The organism is Streptomyces sp. NPDC004732 (assembly GCF_040609235.1).
Lineage (GTDB): Bacteria > Actinomycetota > Actinomycetes > Streptomycetales > Streptomycetaceae > Streptomyces.
Genome location: NZ_JBEXJR010000011.1, coordinates 69,514 through 84,733 on the forward strand (window position 1 = coordinate 69,514; position 15,220 = coordinate 84,733).

Below are 15,220 nucleotides of genomic sequence, written 5' to 3' on the forward strand. Positions count from 1 at the left end.
CGGCGGCCCTTCGCGTGCTCCGGTCACTTCCTGCGGGCCAGCGCCAGGACCCGCCGCGCCCCCTCCACCACCGCCTTGTCCACGAAGCGGCCGTCCGGCAGGGCCAGGGCGCCCTCGTCCGTCGCCGCCGCCTTGGTGATCTCCTCCGCCCGCTCGATCTCCGCGGCGGTGGGGAGGTAGGCCCGCTCGATCACCGGGAGCTGGCGGGGATGGATCGCCGCGCGGCCGAGGAAGCCCAGGGCGCGGCCCCGGGCGCAGGAGGCGGCGAGGCCGTCCAGGTCACGGATGTCCGGGTGGACCGACTGGGCGGGCGGCGCCAGGCCCGCGGCCCGCGCGGCCACCACCACCCGCGAGCGCGCCCAGTCCAGGCCCGCATCGTCGCGTACGCCCAGGTCCGCGCGGAGGTCGGCCTCGCCGAGGGAGACGCCGTGCAGGGCCGGGTGTGCGGTGGCGATGGCGAAGGCGTGCTCCAGGCCGAGCGCGGACTCGACGAGGGCGTGCAGGGCGGGGGCGCCGCCGTCGGCGGGCACCGCGCGCTCGGCCACGCGGATGACCTCGGCGCGCGAGGTCACCTTGGGCAGGCGCAGGCCCGCCACGCCCGGGAGCGGTGCGACGGCGCGCAGGTCGGCGTCGGCGAGCGGGCCGTCCAGGGCGTTCACCCGGACGTGGACGGGCAGTGGCTGGGGTGCCGAGAGGAGCTCCGCCGTCGCCGCTCTCGCATACTCCTTGCGGTCGGGGGCGACCGCGTCCTCCAGATCGATGATCACCGCGTCGGCGCCCGCCTGGAGGGCCTTGGCGACCACGTCGGGACGGTCTCCCGGCACATACAACCAGGTCAGCGGGGATGGCGCGGTCACAGGGCGCCCTCCTTGCGCAGATCGGTGATCTCCCTTTCCGTCAGGCCGAGTTCGGCGAGGACCGTGTCCGTGTCGGCGCCGTGCGGGCGGCCCGCCCAGTGGATCGCGCCGGGGGTCGCGGAGAGCCGGAAGAGGACGTTCTGCATGCGCAGGGGGCCGAGTTCCGGGTCGTCGACCGTGGTGAGTGTGGAGAGGGCGGCGTACTGGGGGTCGGTCATGACGTCGCGTACGTCCTGGATGGGAGCGACCGCCGCCTCCGCCTTTTCGAAGGCGTCGATCACCTCGGCGCGGGTGTGCCGGGCGATCCAGGCGCCGACCGCCCCGTCCAGGACGTCCGCGTGACGGGCCCGGTCCGCGCCGCTGGCGAACCACGGTTCGGCGATCAGGTCGGGGCGGCCGACCAGGCGCATGAGCCGTTCCGCGACCGACTGGGCCGAGGTGGAGACGGCGACCCACTTGTCGTCCGCCGTGCGGTAGGTGTTGCGGGGCGCGTTGTTGGTGGAGCGGTTGCCGGTGCGGGCCTGTACGTGGCCCAACTGGTCGTACCAGAGCGGCTGGGGGCCGAGGACCGTGAGGATCGGCTCGATGATCGCCATGTCCACCACCTGGCCCTCGCCCGTGCGGTCGCGGGCCGCGAGGGCCGTCATCACCGCGTACGCCGTCGCGAGACCCGCGATCGAGTCGGCGAGGCCGAACGGCGGCAGGGTGGGCGGCCCCTCCGGATCGCCCGTGATCGCGGCGAAGCCGCTCATCGCCTCGGCGAGCGTGCCGAAGCCGGGGCGGCGGGAGTACGGGCCGAACTGGCCGAAGCCCGTCACCCGGGCCAGGACCAGACGAGGGTTGGCCGCGCTCAGTTCCGCCCAGCCCAGGTCCCACTTCTCCAGGGTGCCGGGGCGGAAGTTCTCGACGATCACGTCGGCGGTGGCGGCCAGGCGCAGGAGGGTGTCGTGGCCGCCGGGCGTCGACAGGTCGAGGGTCATGGTGCGCTTGTTGCGGCCGAGCAGCTTCCACCACAGGCCGACGCCGTCCTTGGCGGGGCCGTGGCCGCGGGACGGGTCGGGGCGCGTGGGGTGCTCGACCTTGATGACCTCCGCGCCGAAGTCGCCGAGCATCGTGGCGGCGAGGGGGCCCGCGAAGAGGGTGGCGAGGTCGAGGACGCGGAGGCCGGTGAGAGGAGCGGTCATGACGTGGTGCCCGCCGCTGAGTCGATCTCCTTGCGGTACGGCATGGCGGCCGATGCCCCCGCGCGCTGCACGGAGAGCGCCGCCGCGGATGACGCCCAACCGAGCGCGTCCGGCACGGAGTTGCCCTCGGCGAGCGCCACGGCGAGGGTGCCCGCGAAGGTGTCGCCCGCGCCGGTGGTGTCGACCGCCTCGACCTGCCGGGCGGGCACCACGACGGGTTCGGCGTCGCGGGCCGCGTACAGGCTGCCGCGCGAGCCGAGGGTGATGACGACCTCGGGCACCTGGGAGAGCAGTGCGTGGGCGGCGGCCCGCGGGTCGTCGGCGATGCCGGTGAGGGCGGCGGCCTCGTGCTCGTTGGGGAGCAACAGGTCGGTGGCGGCGAGGAGTTCGGGGTGCAGTGGCTGGGCGGGGGCGGGCGTCAGGATGGTGCGGACGCCGTGGCGCCGGGCGGCCTGCGCGGCGGCGAGGACCCCGTCGACGGGCACCTCCAGCTGGAGCAGCAGCGCGTCGGCGGAGGCGATCAGGCCCTCGTCGCCGGGGGCGAGGGCGGTGACGGTGCCGTTGGCGCCGGGGATCACGACGATCGCGTTGCCGCCCTCGTCGTCGACGACGATGTGCGCGGTGCCGGTGGGCATGTCGACGGTGCGCAGGAGGTCCGTCTCGATGCCGGAGTGTTCCAGGGCGGAGCGGAGCCGGGTGCCGTGGGCGTCGTTGCCGACGGCGCCGATCATCGAGACGGTGGCGCCCGCGCGGGCCGCCGCGACGGCCTGGTTGGCGCCCTTGCCGCCGGGGACGGTGCGGAACTCGCGGCCCGTCACCGTCTCTCCGCGCTGCGGGGCCTTGGCGACGTACGCGACGAGATCCATGTTGGCGCTGCCGAGGACGGCGATGTGGGGGGTGGGGCTCATGAGGGGGGTGCCTCCCGGGTGGTGAGTGCGGTGGTGAGGTCGGCCAGGGCGTCGAAGCCGATGCCGTTGAAGTCGCCCACGGAGGTGGCGAGCCGGTTCTTGAGGGGCGCCGTCCACCGGTCGGGGAGTGCGTCGGCGCGGCCCGCGAGCAGACCGGCGACGGAGCCCGCGGTCGCGCCGTTGGAGTCGGTGTCCCAGCCGCCGGAGACGGCGCGGGTGATGGAGCCGGTGAAGTCGCCGTCGGCGTGGGTGAGGGCGGCGGCGAGCAGGGCGGCGTTGGGGACGACGTGGACCCAGTGGTGGGCGCCGTGACGTGCGTGGAGGTCGTCCACGACGTCGTCGAAGTCCCGCGTGTCGTGCGCTAGTTGGACGGCGTGACGGACCGCGCGGGCCAGCCGCGAGTCGGCCGGTACGACGGAGAGGCCCGCGTCCAGACAGGCGTGGACGTCGGCGCCGCCGCCCGCCGCAGAGGCGATCGTGGCCGCGGCGAACATGGCGCCGTACACCCCGTTCTCCGTGTGGCTCAGGACGGCGTCGCGGCGGGCCTGCGCGGCGGCCGCCCAGGGCGCCCCCGGGTTGGTCCAGCCGTGCACGTCGGCGCGGATCAGGGCGCCGATCCACTCGCGGAACGGGTTGCGGTGGGTGGCGGTGTGCGGGGGTTCGATGCCTTGCAGGAGGTTGCGGTAGGCGACGCGTTCGGCGGTGAAGGTGCGGCCCGCGGGGAGCTCCTCCAGCCAGAGCCGCGCCACGTCCTCCGTGGTGAATCCCTTGCCGTGGCGCTGGAGCAGGACGAGGTTCAGGAGCGGGTAGTTGAGGTCGTCGTCCTCGGGCATGCCGTCGATGTTCTCGGCCAGGGAGGTCGGCGCGGAGCGTTTGTTCCAGGGGTACTTGGCCCGCAGCGCGGGGGTTAGGCCCTTTTCCGTGAACCAGGTCTGCAGGGGCCAGTTGCCGGTGGCCCTGGCGAGGCTCCGGATGCCCTCCAGGGGGAGCTTCTCGACCGGCTTGCCCAGGAGGCAGCCCGCGGCCCTGCCGAGCCAGGCGGCGTGCAGGCGGTCGCGCGGCCCGTCGCCCGTGTCCGGTGTGCCGGTCGTCGCGGGGGCCGGGGCGGGGCCCGGCGCGGGGGCGCTCGGCCCGCCGTGCCACGGGGGCGGCGCGAGTTCGTCCAGGAGCCGTTCCGCCAGGCCGCGCAGGCGGGCCGGGGCCGGAGCGGGGGAGGCGCCCGCGGTCGCCGGGGCCACCTGGCCGCCCGCCGCCAGCCAGCGGGCGCGCACCGCCGACACGTCGCGGCCCTCCTGTTCGGCCTGGCGGAGTTCGTGGCCGACGAGATCCTCGGGCTGGACCCAGGTCAGGCGGATCATCGCTCGGCCGTCAGGGCCGCGAACGCGGACTCGTGGGCGCGGCGGCGCCCGACGTCACGGGCGAAGATCTCCCGCGCCACCTCCGTCAGGGCCGCCGCCGGTGCGTGCAGATCGAGGCGGCTGGCCTCGGCGACCCGCACGGACCACTCGCCGGGCACCGCCGCCTCGCCGTGCAGCGCGCCCACGATCGCGCCGCTCATCGTCGCGATGGAGTCGCAGTCGCGGCCGTAGTTGACGGACCCGAGCACGGTGCGGCGGTAGTCGGCCCCGCCGACCAGGAGCATGCCGAGCGCGACGGGGAGCTCTTCGATGGAGTGCAGGCGGGAGGGGCGGCGGGCGCCGAGGGACGGGGCGCGGTAGTCCGGCCCGACGGTGTCGAAGGGGGCGACCGCGGCGCGCACCGGGGCCAGGGCCGTCTCGAAGTCCCGGTGGCGCGCGGCGACTTCGGTGACCGCCTCGATCGCGGCGCGGGTGCCGTCCTTGGCCAGCGCGAGGCACTCCTCGACCACCGATTCCGCGGTGGCGCCCGGCGTGCAGGCGGCCGCGACCGCCGCCGCGAAGACGCCCGCGGCCTCCCTGCCGTACGAGGACTGGTGGGCGCCCGCGATGTCGAGGGCCTCGGCGTACGCGGCCCGCGGGTCGGCCGCGTTGACCAGCCCGACCGGCGCCATGTACATCGCCGCGCCGCAGTTGACGATGTTCCCGGTACCGGCCTCCCGCGGGTCGACGTGGCCGTAGTGGAGCCGGGCGGCGAGCCACTTCTCGGCGAGGAAGATCCGGTGCAGGGGGATCGCCTCGGCCTCCAGCTCGGGGATCCAGCGCGGGTTCGTCATCAGGTCGGGGACCAGGTGGTCGGCCACGGCATAGGCGTCGAGGTGGTCGCGGACGGTGGCGTACACGCGGACGAGCGCATGGGTCATCAAGGTGTCGTCGGTGACGTGCCCGTCACCCTTGTGGTAGGGCGCGATGGGCCGGGCGGTGCGCCAGCGGTCGCCGTTCCAGGGGCCGACGATGCCGCTCACGCGGCCGCCGTGCCGCTCGGCGATCTGCTCGGGCGCGTACCCCTCGACGGGGCCGCCGAGCGCGTCGCCGACGGCGGCGCCGACGAGGCTGCCCGCGATGCGGTCGGGCAGCGAAGGATCAGCGCGTGGCGGCGGGGTGGTGGTCGTCGGGTTCGGCGTGGCCGTCGGGGGTGACACATGCGTGGTGGGCGTCATGGGTGTCATGCCGGAATTGTCCACCTGGGACGGCCAGTTCCGTGTCTGCCAGGCGCCCGGCGAGTTCCACCAGGTCGGTGCCCGCGAGCCGGGGGAGCGCACAGCCCGACAGCGTGCGGCAGGCGTCGCGCCAGGCCCCGGGGATCGCGGCCGCCGCGCCGAGGACGCCGGTGAGCGCTCCGGCCAGCGCGGGCGCGGAGTCCGCGACGCGCGACAGGCACGCGGCGGCGGGCACTGCCTCGTGGATGCGGCCGCGTGCGGCGGTGGCCAGGGCGAGGGCGACAGGAACGGTCTCGGCGGCGGCGATGCCGTAGCTGTAGACGTGGTCGACGATTTGGTGTTCGAGGAGCGGTACGAGGGCGAAGGCGCCGTCCTCCGGCTGGGCGCGGGCCGTCTTCACGGCGTGCCGGGCGTTCCTGCCGATCTCCGTGTGGGCCGGGAGTTGGTCGAGCGCCCGGTCCACCGCAGTGTCGACGTCGGCGGCGCCGAGTGCGGCGGCCACCGCGGCGGCCATGGCGCGGGCGCCGTGCACGCCGTCGCCGTCCTGGGTGTAGCGGGCGTCGAACTCCGCGAGGTCGGCGGCCCGTTCGGGGTCCCCGGGGTGGACCAGGGCGAGCACGCAGGCGCGTACGCAGGCCGCGTCGTCGAAGTAGTGCGGGTTGTCGTGGCCGGTGGCGGGCGGGCGCAGTCCCGTCGCGAGGTTGCCGAGGCCCGCGCGGACGGAGATGCGGGCGCGCAGGGGGAGCACGGCGGACTCGACCTCGGGGGCGCGGTCCGCCGCCGCGGCGATCTCGGCGGCGAGGGTGGTCCAGGCCAGGTCGAGCGCGGTCCGGACGCGGTGGTCCGGGTGCGGGCACGGGTGCGGGGTGCCGTCCGTCGCCCGGAGCAGCGACTCCGCGGTGAAGGCGGCCCACTCCGCGTCGTCGGAGGGGCCGAGGCGCAGGGGCTCCGGTGGCTGGTTCAGGGCGATGGGGACGGGGAGGGTGGTCGTGGCGTTCTGCTCGGCGAAGGTGTCGAGTTCCCGGGTGAGCCGCCGCGTCCACTCGGGCATCCGCGCCGCCCGGTGGCGGGCGGCGGGCCACCCGGCGGCGTCGCCTGCGGCCAGGCCCAGCAGGAGCGCTTCGGCTCGGGAGCCGGTGCTTTGGCGGGCGCCTGCGTATGAGCTTCCCTGCACCGTGGGCTGTGCCCACCCGTGCCGCCCTGCGGCACGCCTGCCCACAGTAGTCACGAGGTCTCCACCTCCAGCGGTTCGGAATCCGGCGTCAAGAGGTCGGCCACGTCCAGGACGTGGTGGCCCCGCATCGAGGGCAGACAGCTGCCCCGGGCCGGGCCGATGGCCGCCGACCACGGCAGGGGGATCGCCGCGGCGCCGCACGTGGCGCCGGAGAGCGCGCCCGCCACCGCCGCCGTCGTGTCCGCGTCCCGCCCCATGTTCACCGCGCAGAGCACCGCGTCGCCGAAGTCGCCACGCGCCACCGCGTAGGCCCCGAACGCCAGTCCCACCGCCTCCGGGGCGAGGTCCGTCCAGGGATAGCCGCCGATGACCACCGCGGAGCGGACCGCGCGTTCGCCGCGGTGGGCGACCGTCACCGCGCGGCGCAGCGACCGGGACGTCCAGCAGTCCTCGGGGATGACCGAGAGCGCTGCCGCCACCACCGCCTCCACCGGGGCTCCCGTCATGGCCGCCGCGACGCCCGCCGCCACCGCCTGGCCGCCGTAGATGCCCTCGCCGTCATGGCTGACGGAGCCGTCGATCGCGACGAGGCGGGCCGCTTCGTGCGGGTGGCCCGCGGCGAAGACGCCGAACGGTGCGGCCCGCATCGCCAGGCCGTCGCTCCACGCGTGCCGGTGCTGGGCGGAGATCGGGGCGGCGAGCCCCCTGCGCAGGTTCTCCAGGGTGCCGCGCTCGCTGAAGCCCGCGCCGCGGAAGGGGCCCTCGTCCAGGTCCGCGATCCACTGGTGCCAGGCCCTCTCGACGTGCGCGACCGTGAGCGCGGAGCCGTGCCTGGCGAGCAGCAGCCCGGAGAAGATCGCGTACTCGGTGTCGTCCGTACCGGCCGGATGTTCGGCGACGTAGCCCGTGATGCGGCCCCAGCGGCGGCGGATCTCGGACGGCTTCATGTTCTCGGCGGGCGCGCCGAGCGCGTCGCCGACCGCGAGGCCGAGCAGCGCGCCGCGCGCCCGCTCGCGGAGGTCGTCGGCGTCGCCGGGCGCCGGGACCGAGGGAACGCATGCGATGGACGCCATGCCGTGCCTCCCTTGTGCGCGGACCGTCCGTTGCGGGCGGACCGCTGGATGCGGTGGTGCTTGGTGCATCTCTGCCACGCGGCGCGCTCAAAAGAGCATGCGGTGGCTCAGATCACTCCTTCGCGCCTGCGGGGGTGCGGATTCCGGTGGCCGTGTGGACCCTCCGCGCGGCGCGTTTTCGCAGGTAAGTACGGCCTTCCTTGCTGGCGGGAGATTTTTTTCGCGCGTACTTTCGAGGTCGTCCAACACGTACGAGGGGGCTCACCATGGCGATCATCGAAACCGAAGCGGCACTGCACGAGGCGCACCGCGACAACCACACCCATCGCGATGTGAACGGCGGCTGGCTGCGTCCTGCGGTCTTCGGGGCCATGGACGGGCTCGTCTCCAACCTCGCGCTGATGACCGGTGTGGCGGGCGGCGCGGTCTCGCAGCAGACCATCGTCATCACCGGCCTCTCGGGGCTCGCCGCCGGTGCCTTCTCCATGGCGGCGGGCGAGTACACCTCGGTGGCCTCGCAGCGCGAGCTCGTCCAGGCTGAGCTGGACGTCGAGCGGCGCGAACTGCGCAAGCACCCCCAGGACGAGGAGCGGGAGCTCGCCGAGCTGTACGCGTCGCGCGGCGTCGAGCCCGAGCTGGCCCGCGAGGTCGCCCGCCAGCTCTCCAAGGACCCCGAGCAGGCTCTGGAGATCCACGCCCGCGAGGAGCTCGGCATCGACCCGGGCGACCTGCCCTCGCCGACCGTCGCCGCGGTGTCGTCCTTCGGCTCGTTCGCGCTGGGCGCCCTGCTCCCCGTACTGCCGTATCTGCTCGGCGCCACCGTGCTCTGGCCCGCCCTGCTGCTGGCGCTCATCGGGCTCTTCGCCTGTGGTGCGATCGTGGCCAAGGTGACGGCGAGGTCCTGGTGGTTCAGCGGTCTGCGGCAGCTCGCGCTCGGTGGCGCGGCCGCCGGTGTGACGTACGTCCTGGGCAGTCTGTTCGGTACCGCCGTAGGATGAGCTTCTGCAGGCCTATGCGGGACCTTGCATAACTAGCCGTTACTCGGCGGTTTCGACACCGTGATCACGGGGCATGAGCCGTAAGCGCTGCGGGCAATGAGGCCTGTGTCGCGCCGGGCCCGTGGTCATGGATCTGTCCGCAGAGGTCCCCTTCGTACCGCTCCCACCTTCATGAGCGGTGTCCACATGGTGGAATCAGCTATCCGCTTTTCGAGAAGCGTTCCATCATGTAATCTGCACGAAATTTTGCCAGGGCCAACGTCGTCCCTTGCCACATGTAGTTGCCCCGACGACGACGGGAGTGCCGATGCGTACCCACGCCTGGTCGCCCATGGACGGTCGCCCCGCCCCCCAGGGGATGTACGACCCCCGCAACGAACACGACGCCTGCGGTGTCGGATTCGTGGCCACCCTGACCGGTGTTGCCAGCCATGAACTGGTCGAACAGGCGCTGACCGTACTGCGCAATCTCGAGCACCGCGGCGCCACCGGCTCCGAGCCGGACTCGGGTGACGGTGCGGGCATCCTGCTCCAGGTCCCCGATGCCTTCCTCCGCGAGGAGGCCGGGTTCCAGCTCCCCGCGGCCGGTGCCTACGCCGTCGGCATCGCCTTCCTGCCGGTGGACACCGCAGGTACCACCGACGGAGCCGTCTCACAGATCGAGACGATCGCCTCCGAAGAGGGCCTGACCGTCCTCGGCTGGCGCGACGTCCCCGTCGCCCCCGAACTTCTCGGTGCCACCGCCCGCTCGACGATGCCCGTCTTCCGGCAGATCTTCGTCGCCGACGGCGACACCGAGGGCCTGGCGCTGGACCGCAAGGCGTTCGTGCTGCGCAAGCGCGCCGAGCGCGAGGCAGGGACGTACTTCCCCTCGCTCTCGTCCCGCACCATCGTCTACAAGGGCATGCTGACCACCGGCCAGCTGGAGCCGTTCTTCCCCGACCTGTCCGACCGCCGTTTCGCCACGGCCGTCGCGCTCGTCCACTCCCGCTTCTCGACGAACACGTTCCCGAGCTGGCCGCTCGCGCACCCGTACCGCTTCGTCGCGCACAACGGTGAGATCAACACCGTCAAGGGCAACCGCAACTGGATGCGGGCCCGTGAGTCGCAGCTCGCCTCCGAGCTCTTCGGCGCCACCGGCCAGTCGGACAGGCTGGACCGGATCTTCCCGATCTGCACGCCGGACGCCTCCGACTCCGCGTCCTTCGACGAGGTGCTCGAACTCCTGCACCTCGGCGGACGTTCGCTTCCGCACTCGGTCCTGATGATGATCCCGGAGGCCTGGGAGAACCACGCCTCCATGGACCCGGCCCGCCGCGCCTTCTACCAGTACCACTCCACGATGATGGAGCCCTGGGACGGCCCGGCCTGCGTCACCTTCACCGACGGCACGCAGGTGGGCGCGGTTCTCGACCGCAACGGCCTGCGCCCCGGCCGCTACTGGGTCACCGACGACGGCCTCGTCGTCCTCGGCTCCGAGGTCGGCGTCCTCGACATCGACCCCGCGAAGGTCGTCCGCAAGGGCCGCCTGCAGCCGGGCCGGATGTTCCTCGTCGACACCGCCGAGCACCGCATCGTCGAGGACGACGAGATCAAGGCGGGCCTCGCCGCCGAGAAGCCGTACCAGGAGTGGCTGGAAGCGGGCGAGATCGAGCTGTCCGACCTGCCCGAGCGCGAGCACATCGTGCACACGCACGCCTCCGTCACGCGCCGCCAGCAGACCTTCGGCTACACCGAGGAAGAGTTGCGCATCATCCTCGCGCCGATGGCCAAGACCGGCGGCGAACCGCTCGGCTCCATGGGCACGGACACCCCCATCGCGGCCCTCTCCGCCCGCCCGCGGCTGATCTTCGACTACTTCACGCAGCTGTTCGCGCAGGTCACCAACCCGCCGCTGGACGCCATCCGTGAAGAGCTCGTCACCTCGCTGCACAGCTCGCTGGGCCCGCAGGGCAACCTGCTCGACCCGACCGCCGCGTCCTGTCGAAGCGTCACCCTGCCCTTCCCGGTGATCGACAACGACGAGCTGGCCAAGCTCATCCACATCAACGCCGACGGCGACATGCCCGGCATGAAGGCCGCGACGCTCTCCGGCCTCTACCGCGTCAGCGGCGGCGGCGACGCGCTCGCCGCCCGCATCGACGAGATCTGCACCGAGGCCGACGCCGCCATCGAGGCCGGCGCCCGCCTGATCGTGCTCTCCGACCGGCACTCCGACGCCGAGCACGCGCCGATCCCCTCGCTGCTGCTCACCGCGGCCGTCCACCACCACCTCATCCGCACCAAGCAGCGCACCGAGGTGGGCCTGCTCGTCGAGGCGGGCGACGTCCGCGAGGTCCACCACGTGGCCCTCCTCATCGGCTTCGGCGCCGCGGCCGTCAACCCCTACCTGGCGATGGAGTCCGTCGAGGACCTCGTCCGCGCGGGCACGTTCCTGGAGTCGGTCGACGGCGGGGCCGAGGAGGCCATCCGCAACCTGATCTACGCCCTCGGCAAGGGCGTCCTGAAGGTCATGTCCAAGATGGGCATCTCCACCGTCGCCTCCTACCGCGGCGCGCAGGTCTTCGAGGCCGTCGGCCTCGAAACGGCCTTCGTGGAGCGGTACTTCAGCGGTACGACGACGAAGATCGGCGGCGCCGGGCTCGACGTCATCGCCCAGGAGGTCGCCGCCCGGCACGCCAAGGCCTACCCCGCCTCCGGCGTCCCCTCGGCGCACCGCGCCCTGGAGATCGGCGGCGAGTACCAGTGGCGCCGCGAGGGCGAGCCGCACCTGTTCGACCCGGAGACGGTCTTCCGCCTCCAGCACTCCACGCGCGGCCGCCGCTACGACGTCTTCAAGCAGTACACGGGCCGCGTGAACGAGCAGTCCGAGCGCCTGATGACACTGCGCGGACTCTTCGGCTTCAAGTCCGGCCGCCCCTCGATCTCCGTCGACGAGGTCGAGCCCGTCTCGGAGATCGTCAAGCGATTCTCCACGGGCGCGATGTCGTACGGCTCCATCTCCCGCGAGGCGCACGAGACCCTCGCCATCGCCATGAACCAGCTGGGCGGCAAGTCCAACACCGGTGAGGGCGGCGAGAACCCGGAGCGCCTCTACGACCCGGCGCGCCGCTCGTCCATCAAGCAGGTCGCCTCCGGCCGCTTCGGCGTGACCAGCGAGTACCTCGTCAACGCCGACGACATCCAGATCAAGATGGCGCAGGGCGCCAAGCCCGGCGAGGGCGGCCAGCTGCCCGGGCACAAGGTCTACCCGTGGGTCGCCAAGACGCGTCACTCGACGCCCGGCGTCGGCCTCATCTCGCCGCCGCCGCACCACGACATCTACTCCATCGAGGACCTGGCCCAGCTGATCCACGACCTGAAGAACGCGAACCCGCAGGCGCGGATTCACGTGAAGCTGGTCTCCGAGGTCGGCGTCGGCACGGTCGCGGCGGGCGTCTCCAAGGCCCACGCCGACGTCGTGCTCATCTCCGGCCACGACGGCGGCACCGGCGCCTCCCCGCTGACCTCCTTGAAGCACGCGGGCGGCCCCTGGGAGCTCGGCCTCGCCGAGACCCAGCAGACCCTGCTGCTCAACGGCCTGCGCGACCGCATCGTCGTGCAGACCGACGGCCAGCTGAAGACCGGCCGCGACGTCATCATCGCCGCGCTGCTCGGCGCCGAGGAGTTCGGTTTCGCGACCGCGCCGCTCGTCGTCTCCGGCTGCGTCATGATGCGCGTCTGCCACCTGGACACCTGCCCGGTCGGCATCGCCACGCAGAACCCGGCGCTGCGCGAGCGCTTCTCCGGCAAGGCCGAGTACATCGTCAACTTCTTCGAGTTCATCGCCGAAGAGGTCCGCGAGCTCCTCGCCGAGCTCGGCTTCCGCTCCATCGAGGAGGCCGTCGGCCACGCCGAGCTCCTCGACACCGAGAAGGCCGTCAGCCACTGGAAGGCGCAGGGCCTCGACCTGGAGCCGCTGTTCCACGTGCCTTCGCTGCCCGCGGGCGCCGTCCGGCACCAGATCGCGGTCCAGGACCACGGCCTGGAGAAGGCGCTCGACAACGAGCTGATCAAGCTCGCCGCCGACGCCCTCGCCGCGTCCAGCGCTACGGACGCCCACCCGGTCCGCGCGCAGGTCGCCATCCGCAACATCAACCGCACGGTCGGCACCATGCTCGGCCACGAGGTGACGAAGAAGTTCGGCGGTGCCGGTCTGCCCGACGACACCATCGACATCACCTTCACCGGCTCGGCGGGCCAGTCCTTCGGCGCCTTCGTGCCGCGCGGTGTGACGCTGCGCCTGGAGGGCGACGCCAACGACTACGTCGGCAAGGGCCTCTCCGGCGGCCGTGTCATCGTCCGCCCGGACCGCGGCGCCGACCACCTCGCCGAGTACTCGACGATCGCGGGCAACACCATCGCGTACGGCGCGACCGGCGGCGAGCTGTTCCTGCGCGGCCGCACCGGTGAGCGCTTCTGCGTCCGCAACTCCGGCGCGACCGTGGTCTCCGAGGGCGTGGGCGACCACGGCTGCGAGTACATGACGGGCGGCCACGCGGTGGTCCTCGGCGAGACGGGCCGCAACTTCGCGGCCGGCATGTCGGGCGGCATCGCGTACGTGATCGACCTCGACCGCGACAACGTCAACGCCGGGAACCTGGCGGCGGTCGAGCCGCTCGACGAGACCGACAAGCAGTGGCTGCACGACGTCGTGCGCCGCCACCAGGAGGAGACGGGCTCCACCGTCGCCGAGAAGCTCCTCGCAAACTGGCCTGAGCATGTTGCGCGGTTTAGCAGGATTATTCCAAGGACGTACAAGGCAGTGCTCGCCGCCAAGGACGCCGCCGAGCGAGCCGGTCTCTCCGAGACCGAGATCACCGAGAAGATGATGGAGGCGGCGACCAATGGCTGATCCCAAGGGCTTCCTTAACCACGGCCGCGAGGTCGCGCAGACCCGCCCGGTCGGCGAGCGCGTCCAGGACTGGAACGAGGTCTACGTTCCCGGCTCGCTCCTCCCGATCATCTCCAAGCAGGCCTCGCGCTGCATGGACTGCGGCATCCCGTTCTGCCACAACGGCTGTCCGCTCGGGAACCTGATCCCGGAGTGGAACGACTACGCGTACCGCGAGGACTGGTCCGCCGCCTCCGAGCGCCTGCACGCCACGAACAACTTCCCGGAGTTCACGGGCCGTCTGTGCCCGGCCCCGTGCGAGGCGGCGTGCGTGCTCGGCATCAACCAGCCGGCCGTCACCATCAAGAACGTCGAAGTCTCCATCATCGACAAGGCGTGGGACACCAACGACGTCAAGCCGCAGGCGCCCGAGCGGCTCTCCGGCAAGACCGTCGCCGTCATCGGCTCGGGCCCCGCGGGTCTCGCCGCCGCCCAGCAGCTGACCCGGGCGGGCCACACCGTCGCCGTGTACGAGCGCGCCGACCGCATCGGCGGCCTGCTCCGCTACGGCATCCCCGAGTTCAAGATGGAGAAGCGGCACATCAACCGCCGCATCGAGCAGATGCGCGCGGAGGGCACCAAGTTCCGCACCGGCGTGGAGATCGGCCGCGACATCGACGCGGCGAAGCTGCGCAGGCGCTACGACGCGGTGGTCATCGCCGCGGGCTCCACCACCTCCCGCGACCTGCCCGTCCCCGGCCGTGAGCTCAAGGGCGTCTACCAGGCGATGGAGTACCTGCCCCTGGCCAACAAGGTCCAGGAGGGCGACTACGTCACCACGCCCGTCTCCGCCGAGGGCAAGCACGTCGTCGTCATCGGCGGCGGCGACACCGGCGCCGACTGCGTGGGCACCGCGCACCGCCAGGGCGCGGCCTCCGTGACGCAGCTGGAGATCATGCCGAAGCCGGGCGACGACCGCGCCCCGCACCAGCCGTGGCCGACCTTCCCCATGCTCTACAAGGTCACCTCCGCGCACGAGGAGGGCGGCGAGCGGGTCTACGCCGTCTCGACCACGCACTTCGAGGGCGACGAGGACGGCAACGTCCAGTTCCTGCACCTCGTCGAGGTCGAGTTCATCGACGGCAAGCTGACCCAGAAGCCGGGCACGGAGCGCAAGCTCCCCGCGCAGCTCGTCACCCTCGCGATGGGCTTCACGGGCACGGACCGCGACAACGGTCTGGTGGACCAGTTCGCCCTGGACCTCGACGAGCGCGGCAACGTCGCGCGCGACGCCGAATTCCAGACGAACGTCCCCGGCGTCTTCGTCGCCGGTGACGCGGGCCGCGGCCAGTCGCTCATCGTGTGGGCGATCGCCGAGGGCCGCTCGGCGGCGCGCGGTGTGGACCGCTTCCTCACCGGCGCCAGCGACCTCCCGGCCCCGATCCGCCCGACGGACCGCGCACTGACGGTCTAGTACCGCGTACGGTTGATTCCGTACGACCCCTCATACGTCCCGTACAACGGCGTACGGAACTGAGCGACGCCCGCCTCGTCCCCGACCGGACCAGGGCGGGCGTC

General features: G+C 72.8%; 10 protein-coding genes. 3 read left to right on the plus strand and 7 right to left on the minus strand.

Features of this window, described 5'->3' with window-relative positions:
• Positions 1–23: 23 nt before the first annotated feature.
• From ABZV77_RS30830 to ABZV77_RS30860, 7 genes are read right to left on the minus strand one after another with little or no spacing between them, the layout of a single operon-like run.
• Positions 24–857 (minus strand): CoA ester lyase, encoded by an 834-nt coding sequence (locus ABZV77_RS30830; RefSeq protein ID WP_356263805.1) that lies wholly within the window; start codon positions 855–857, stop codon positions 24–26.
• The gene (locus ABZV77_RS30835; RefSeq protein WP_356263808.1) at positions 854–2,041 is read right to left on the minus strand and encodes a CoA transferase; all 1,188 of its coding nucleotides are present in this window, start codon (positions 2,039–2,041) and stop codon (positions 854–856) included. Before ABZV77_RS30835 ends, ABZV77_RS30830 begins: the two co-directional genes overlap by 4 nt.
• On the minus strand, positions 2,038–2,949 hold the full coding sequence (rbsK, locus tag ABZV77_RS30840) for a ribokinase (RefSeq protein WP_356263811.1): 912 nt from the start codon (positions 2,947–2,949) through the stop codon (positions 2,038–2,040). The genes ABZV77_RS30835 and rbsK overlap by 4 nt, the downstream gene beginning before the upstream one ends.
• Entirely contained in the window at positions 2,946–4,307 is a 1,362-nt protein-coding gene (locus tag ABZV77_RS30845) for an ADP-ribosylglycohydrolase family protein (RefSeq protein WP_356263814.1), read from the minus strand. Before ABZV77_RS30845 ends, rbsK begins: the two co-directional genes overlap by 4 nt.
• Entirely contained in the window at positions 4,304–5,524 is a 1,221-nt protein-coding gene (locus ABZV77_RS30850) for an ADP-ribosylglycohydrolase family protein (RefSeq protein WP_356264489.1), read from the minus strand. Before ABZV77_RS30850 ends, ABZV77_RS30845 begins: the two co-directional genes overlap by 4 nt.
• A complete protein-coding gene (locus ABZV77_RS30855; RefSeq protein WP_356264491.1) occupies positions 5,448–6,698 on the minus strand; it encodes an ADP-ribosylglycohydrolase family protein in 1,251 nt (416 codons plus the stop codon). Before ABZV77_RS30855 ends, ABZV77_RS30850 begins: the two co-directional genes overlap by 77 nt.
• Before the next feature lie 50 nt (positions 6,699–6,748).
• The gene (locus ABZV77_RS30860) at positions 6,749–7,771 is read right to left on the minus strand and encodes an ADP-ribosylglycohydrolase family protein (RefSeq protein WP_356263816.1); all 1,023 of its coding nucleotides are present in this window, start codon (positions 7,769–7,771) and stop codon (positions 6,749–6,751) included.
• 266 nt (positions 7,772–8,037) lie between these two features.
• On the opposite strand from ABZV77_RS30860, the gene ABZV77_RS30865 reads away from it, so the two are divergent.
• The 3 genes from ABZV77_RS30865 (at position 8,038) to ABZV77_RS30875 (ending at position 15,116) form a co-directional block, all read left to right on the plus strand.
• On the plus strand, positions 8,038–8,769 hold the full coding sequence (locus ABZV77_RS30865; RefSeq protein WP_356263819.1) for a VIT1/CCC1 transporter family protein: 732 nt from the start codon (positions 8,038–8,040) through the stop codon (positions 8,767–8,769).
• A gap of 307 nt (positions 8,770–9,076) precedes the next feature.
• The gene (gene gltB, locus ABZV77_RS30870; RefSeq protein ID WP_356263821.1) at positions 9,077–13,663 is read left to right on the plus strand and encodes a glutamate synthase large subunit; all 4,587 of its coding nucleotides are present in this window, start codon (positions 9,077–9,079) and stop codon (positions 13,661–13,663) included.
• Positions 13,656–15,116 carry a glutamate synthase subunit beta gene (locus ABZV77_RS30875; RefSeq protein ID WP_356263823.1) on the plus strand — a complete coding sequence of 487 codons (1,461 nt, stop codon included), beginning with the start codon at positions 13,656–13,658 and terminating at the stop codon, positions 15,114–15,116. Before gltB ends, ABZV77_RS30875 begins: the two co-directional genes overlap by 8 nt.
• Positions 15,117–15,220 lie beyond the last annotated feature (104 nt).

Bases quoted from the DNA above. Each gene is read 5' to 3' on its own strand.
- ABZV77_RS30860 (WP_356263816.1), bottom strand. From the start codon at position 7,771: ATGGCGTCCATCGCATGCGTTCCCTCGGTCCCGGCGCCCGGCGACGCC.
- ABZV77_RS30845 (WP_356263814.1), bottom strand. From the start codon at position 4,307: ATGATCCGCCTGACCTGGGTCCAGCCCGAGGATCTCGTCGGCCACGAA.
- ABZV77_RS30850 (WP_356264489.1), bottom strand. From the start codon at position 5,524: ATGACGCCCACCACGCATGTGTCACCCCCGACGGCCACGCCGAACCCG.
- ABZV77_RS30865 (WP_356263819.1), top strand. From the start codon at position 8,038: ATGGCGATCATCGAAACCGAAGCGGCACTGCACGAGGCGCACCGCGAC.
- ABZV77_RS30875 (WP_356263823.1), top strand. From the start codon at position 13,656: ATGGCTGATCCCAAGGGCTTCCTTAACCACGGCCGCGAGGTCGCGCAG.
- gltB (WP_356263821.1), top strand. From the start codon at position 9,077: ATGCGTACCCACGCCTGGTCGCCCATGGACGGTCGCCCCGCCCCCCAG.
- ABZV77_RS30835 (WP_356263808.1), bottom strand. From the start codon at position 2,041: ATGACCGCTCCTCTCACCGGCCTCCGCGTCCTCGACCTCGCCACCCTC.
- rbsK (WP_356263811.1), bottom strand. From the start codon at position 2,949: ATGAGCCCCACCCCCCACATCGCCGTCCTCGGCAGCGCCAACATGGAT.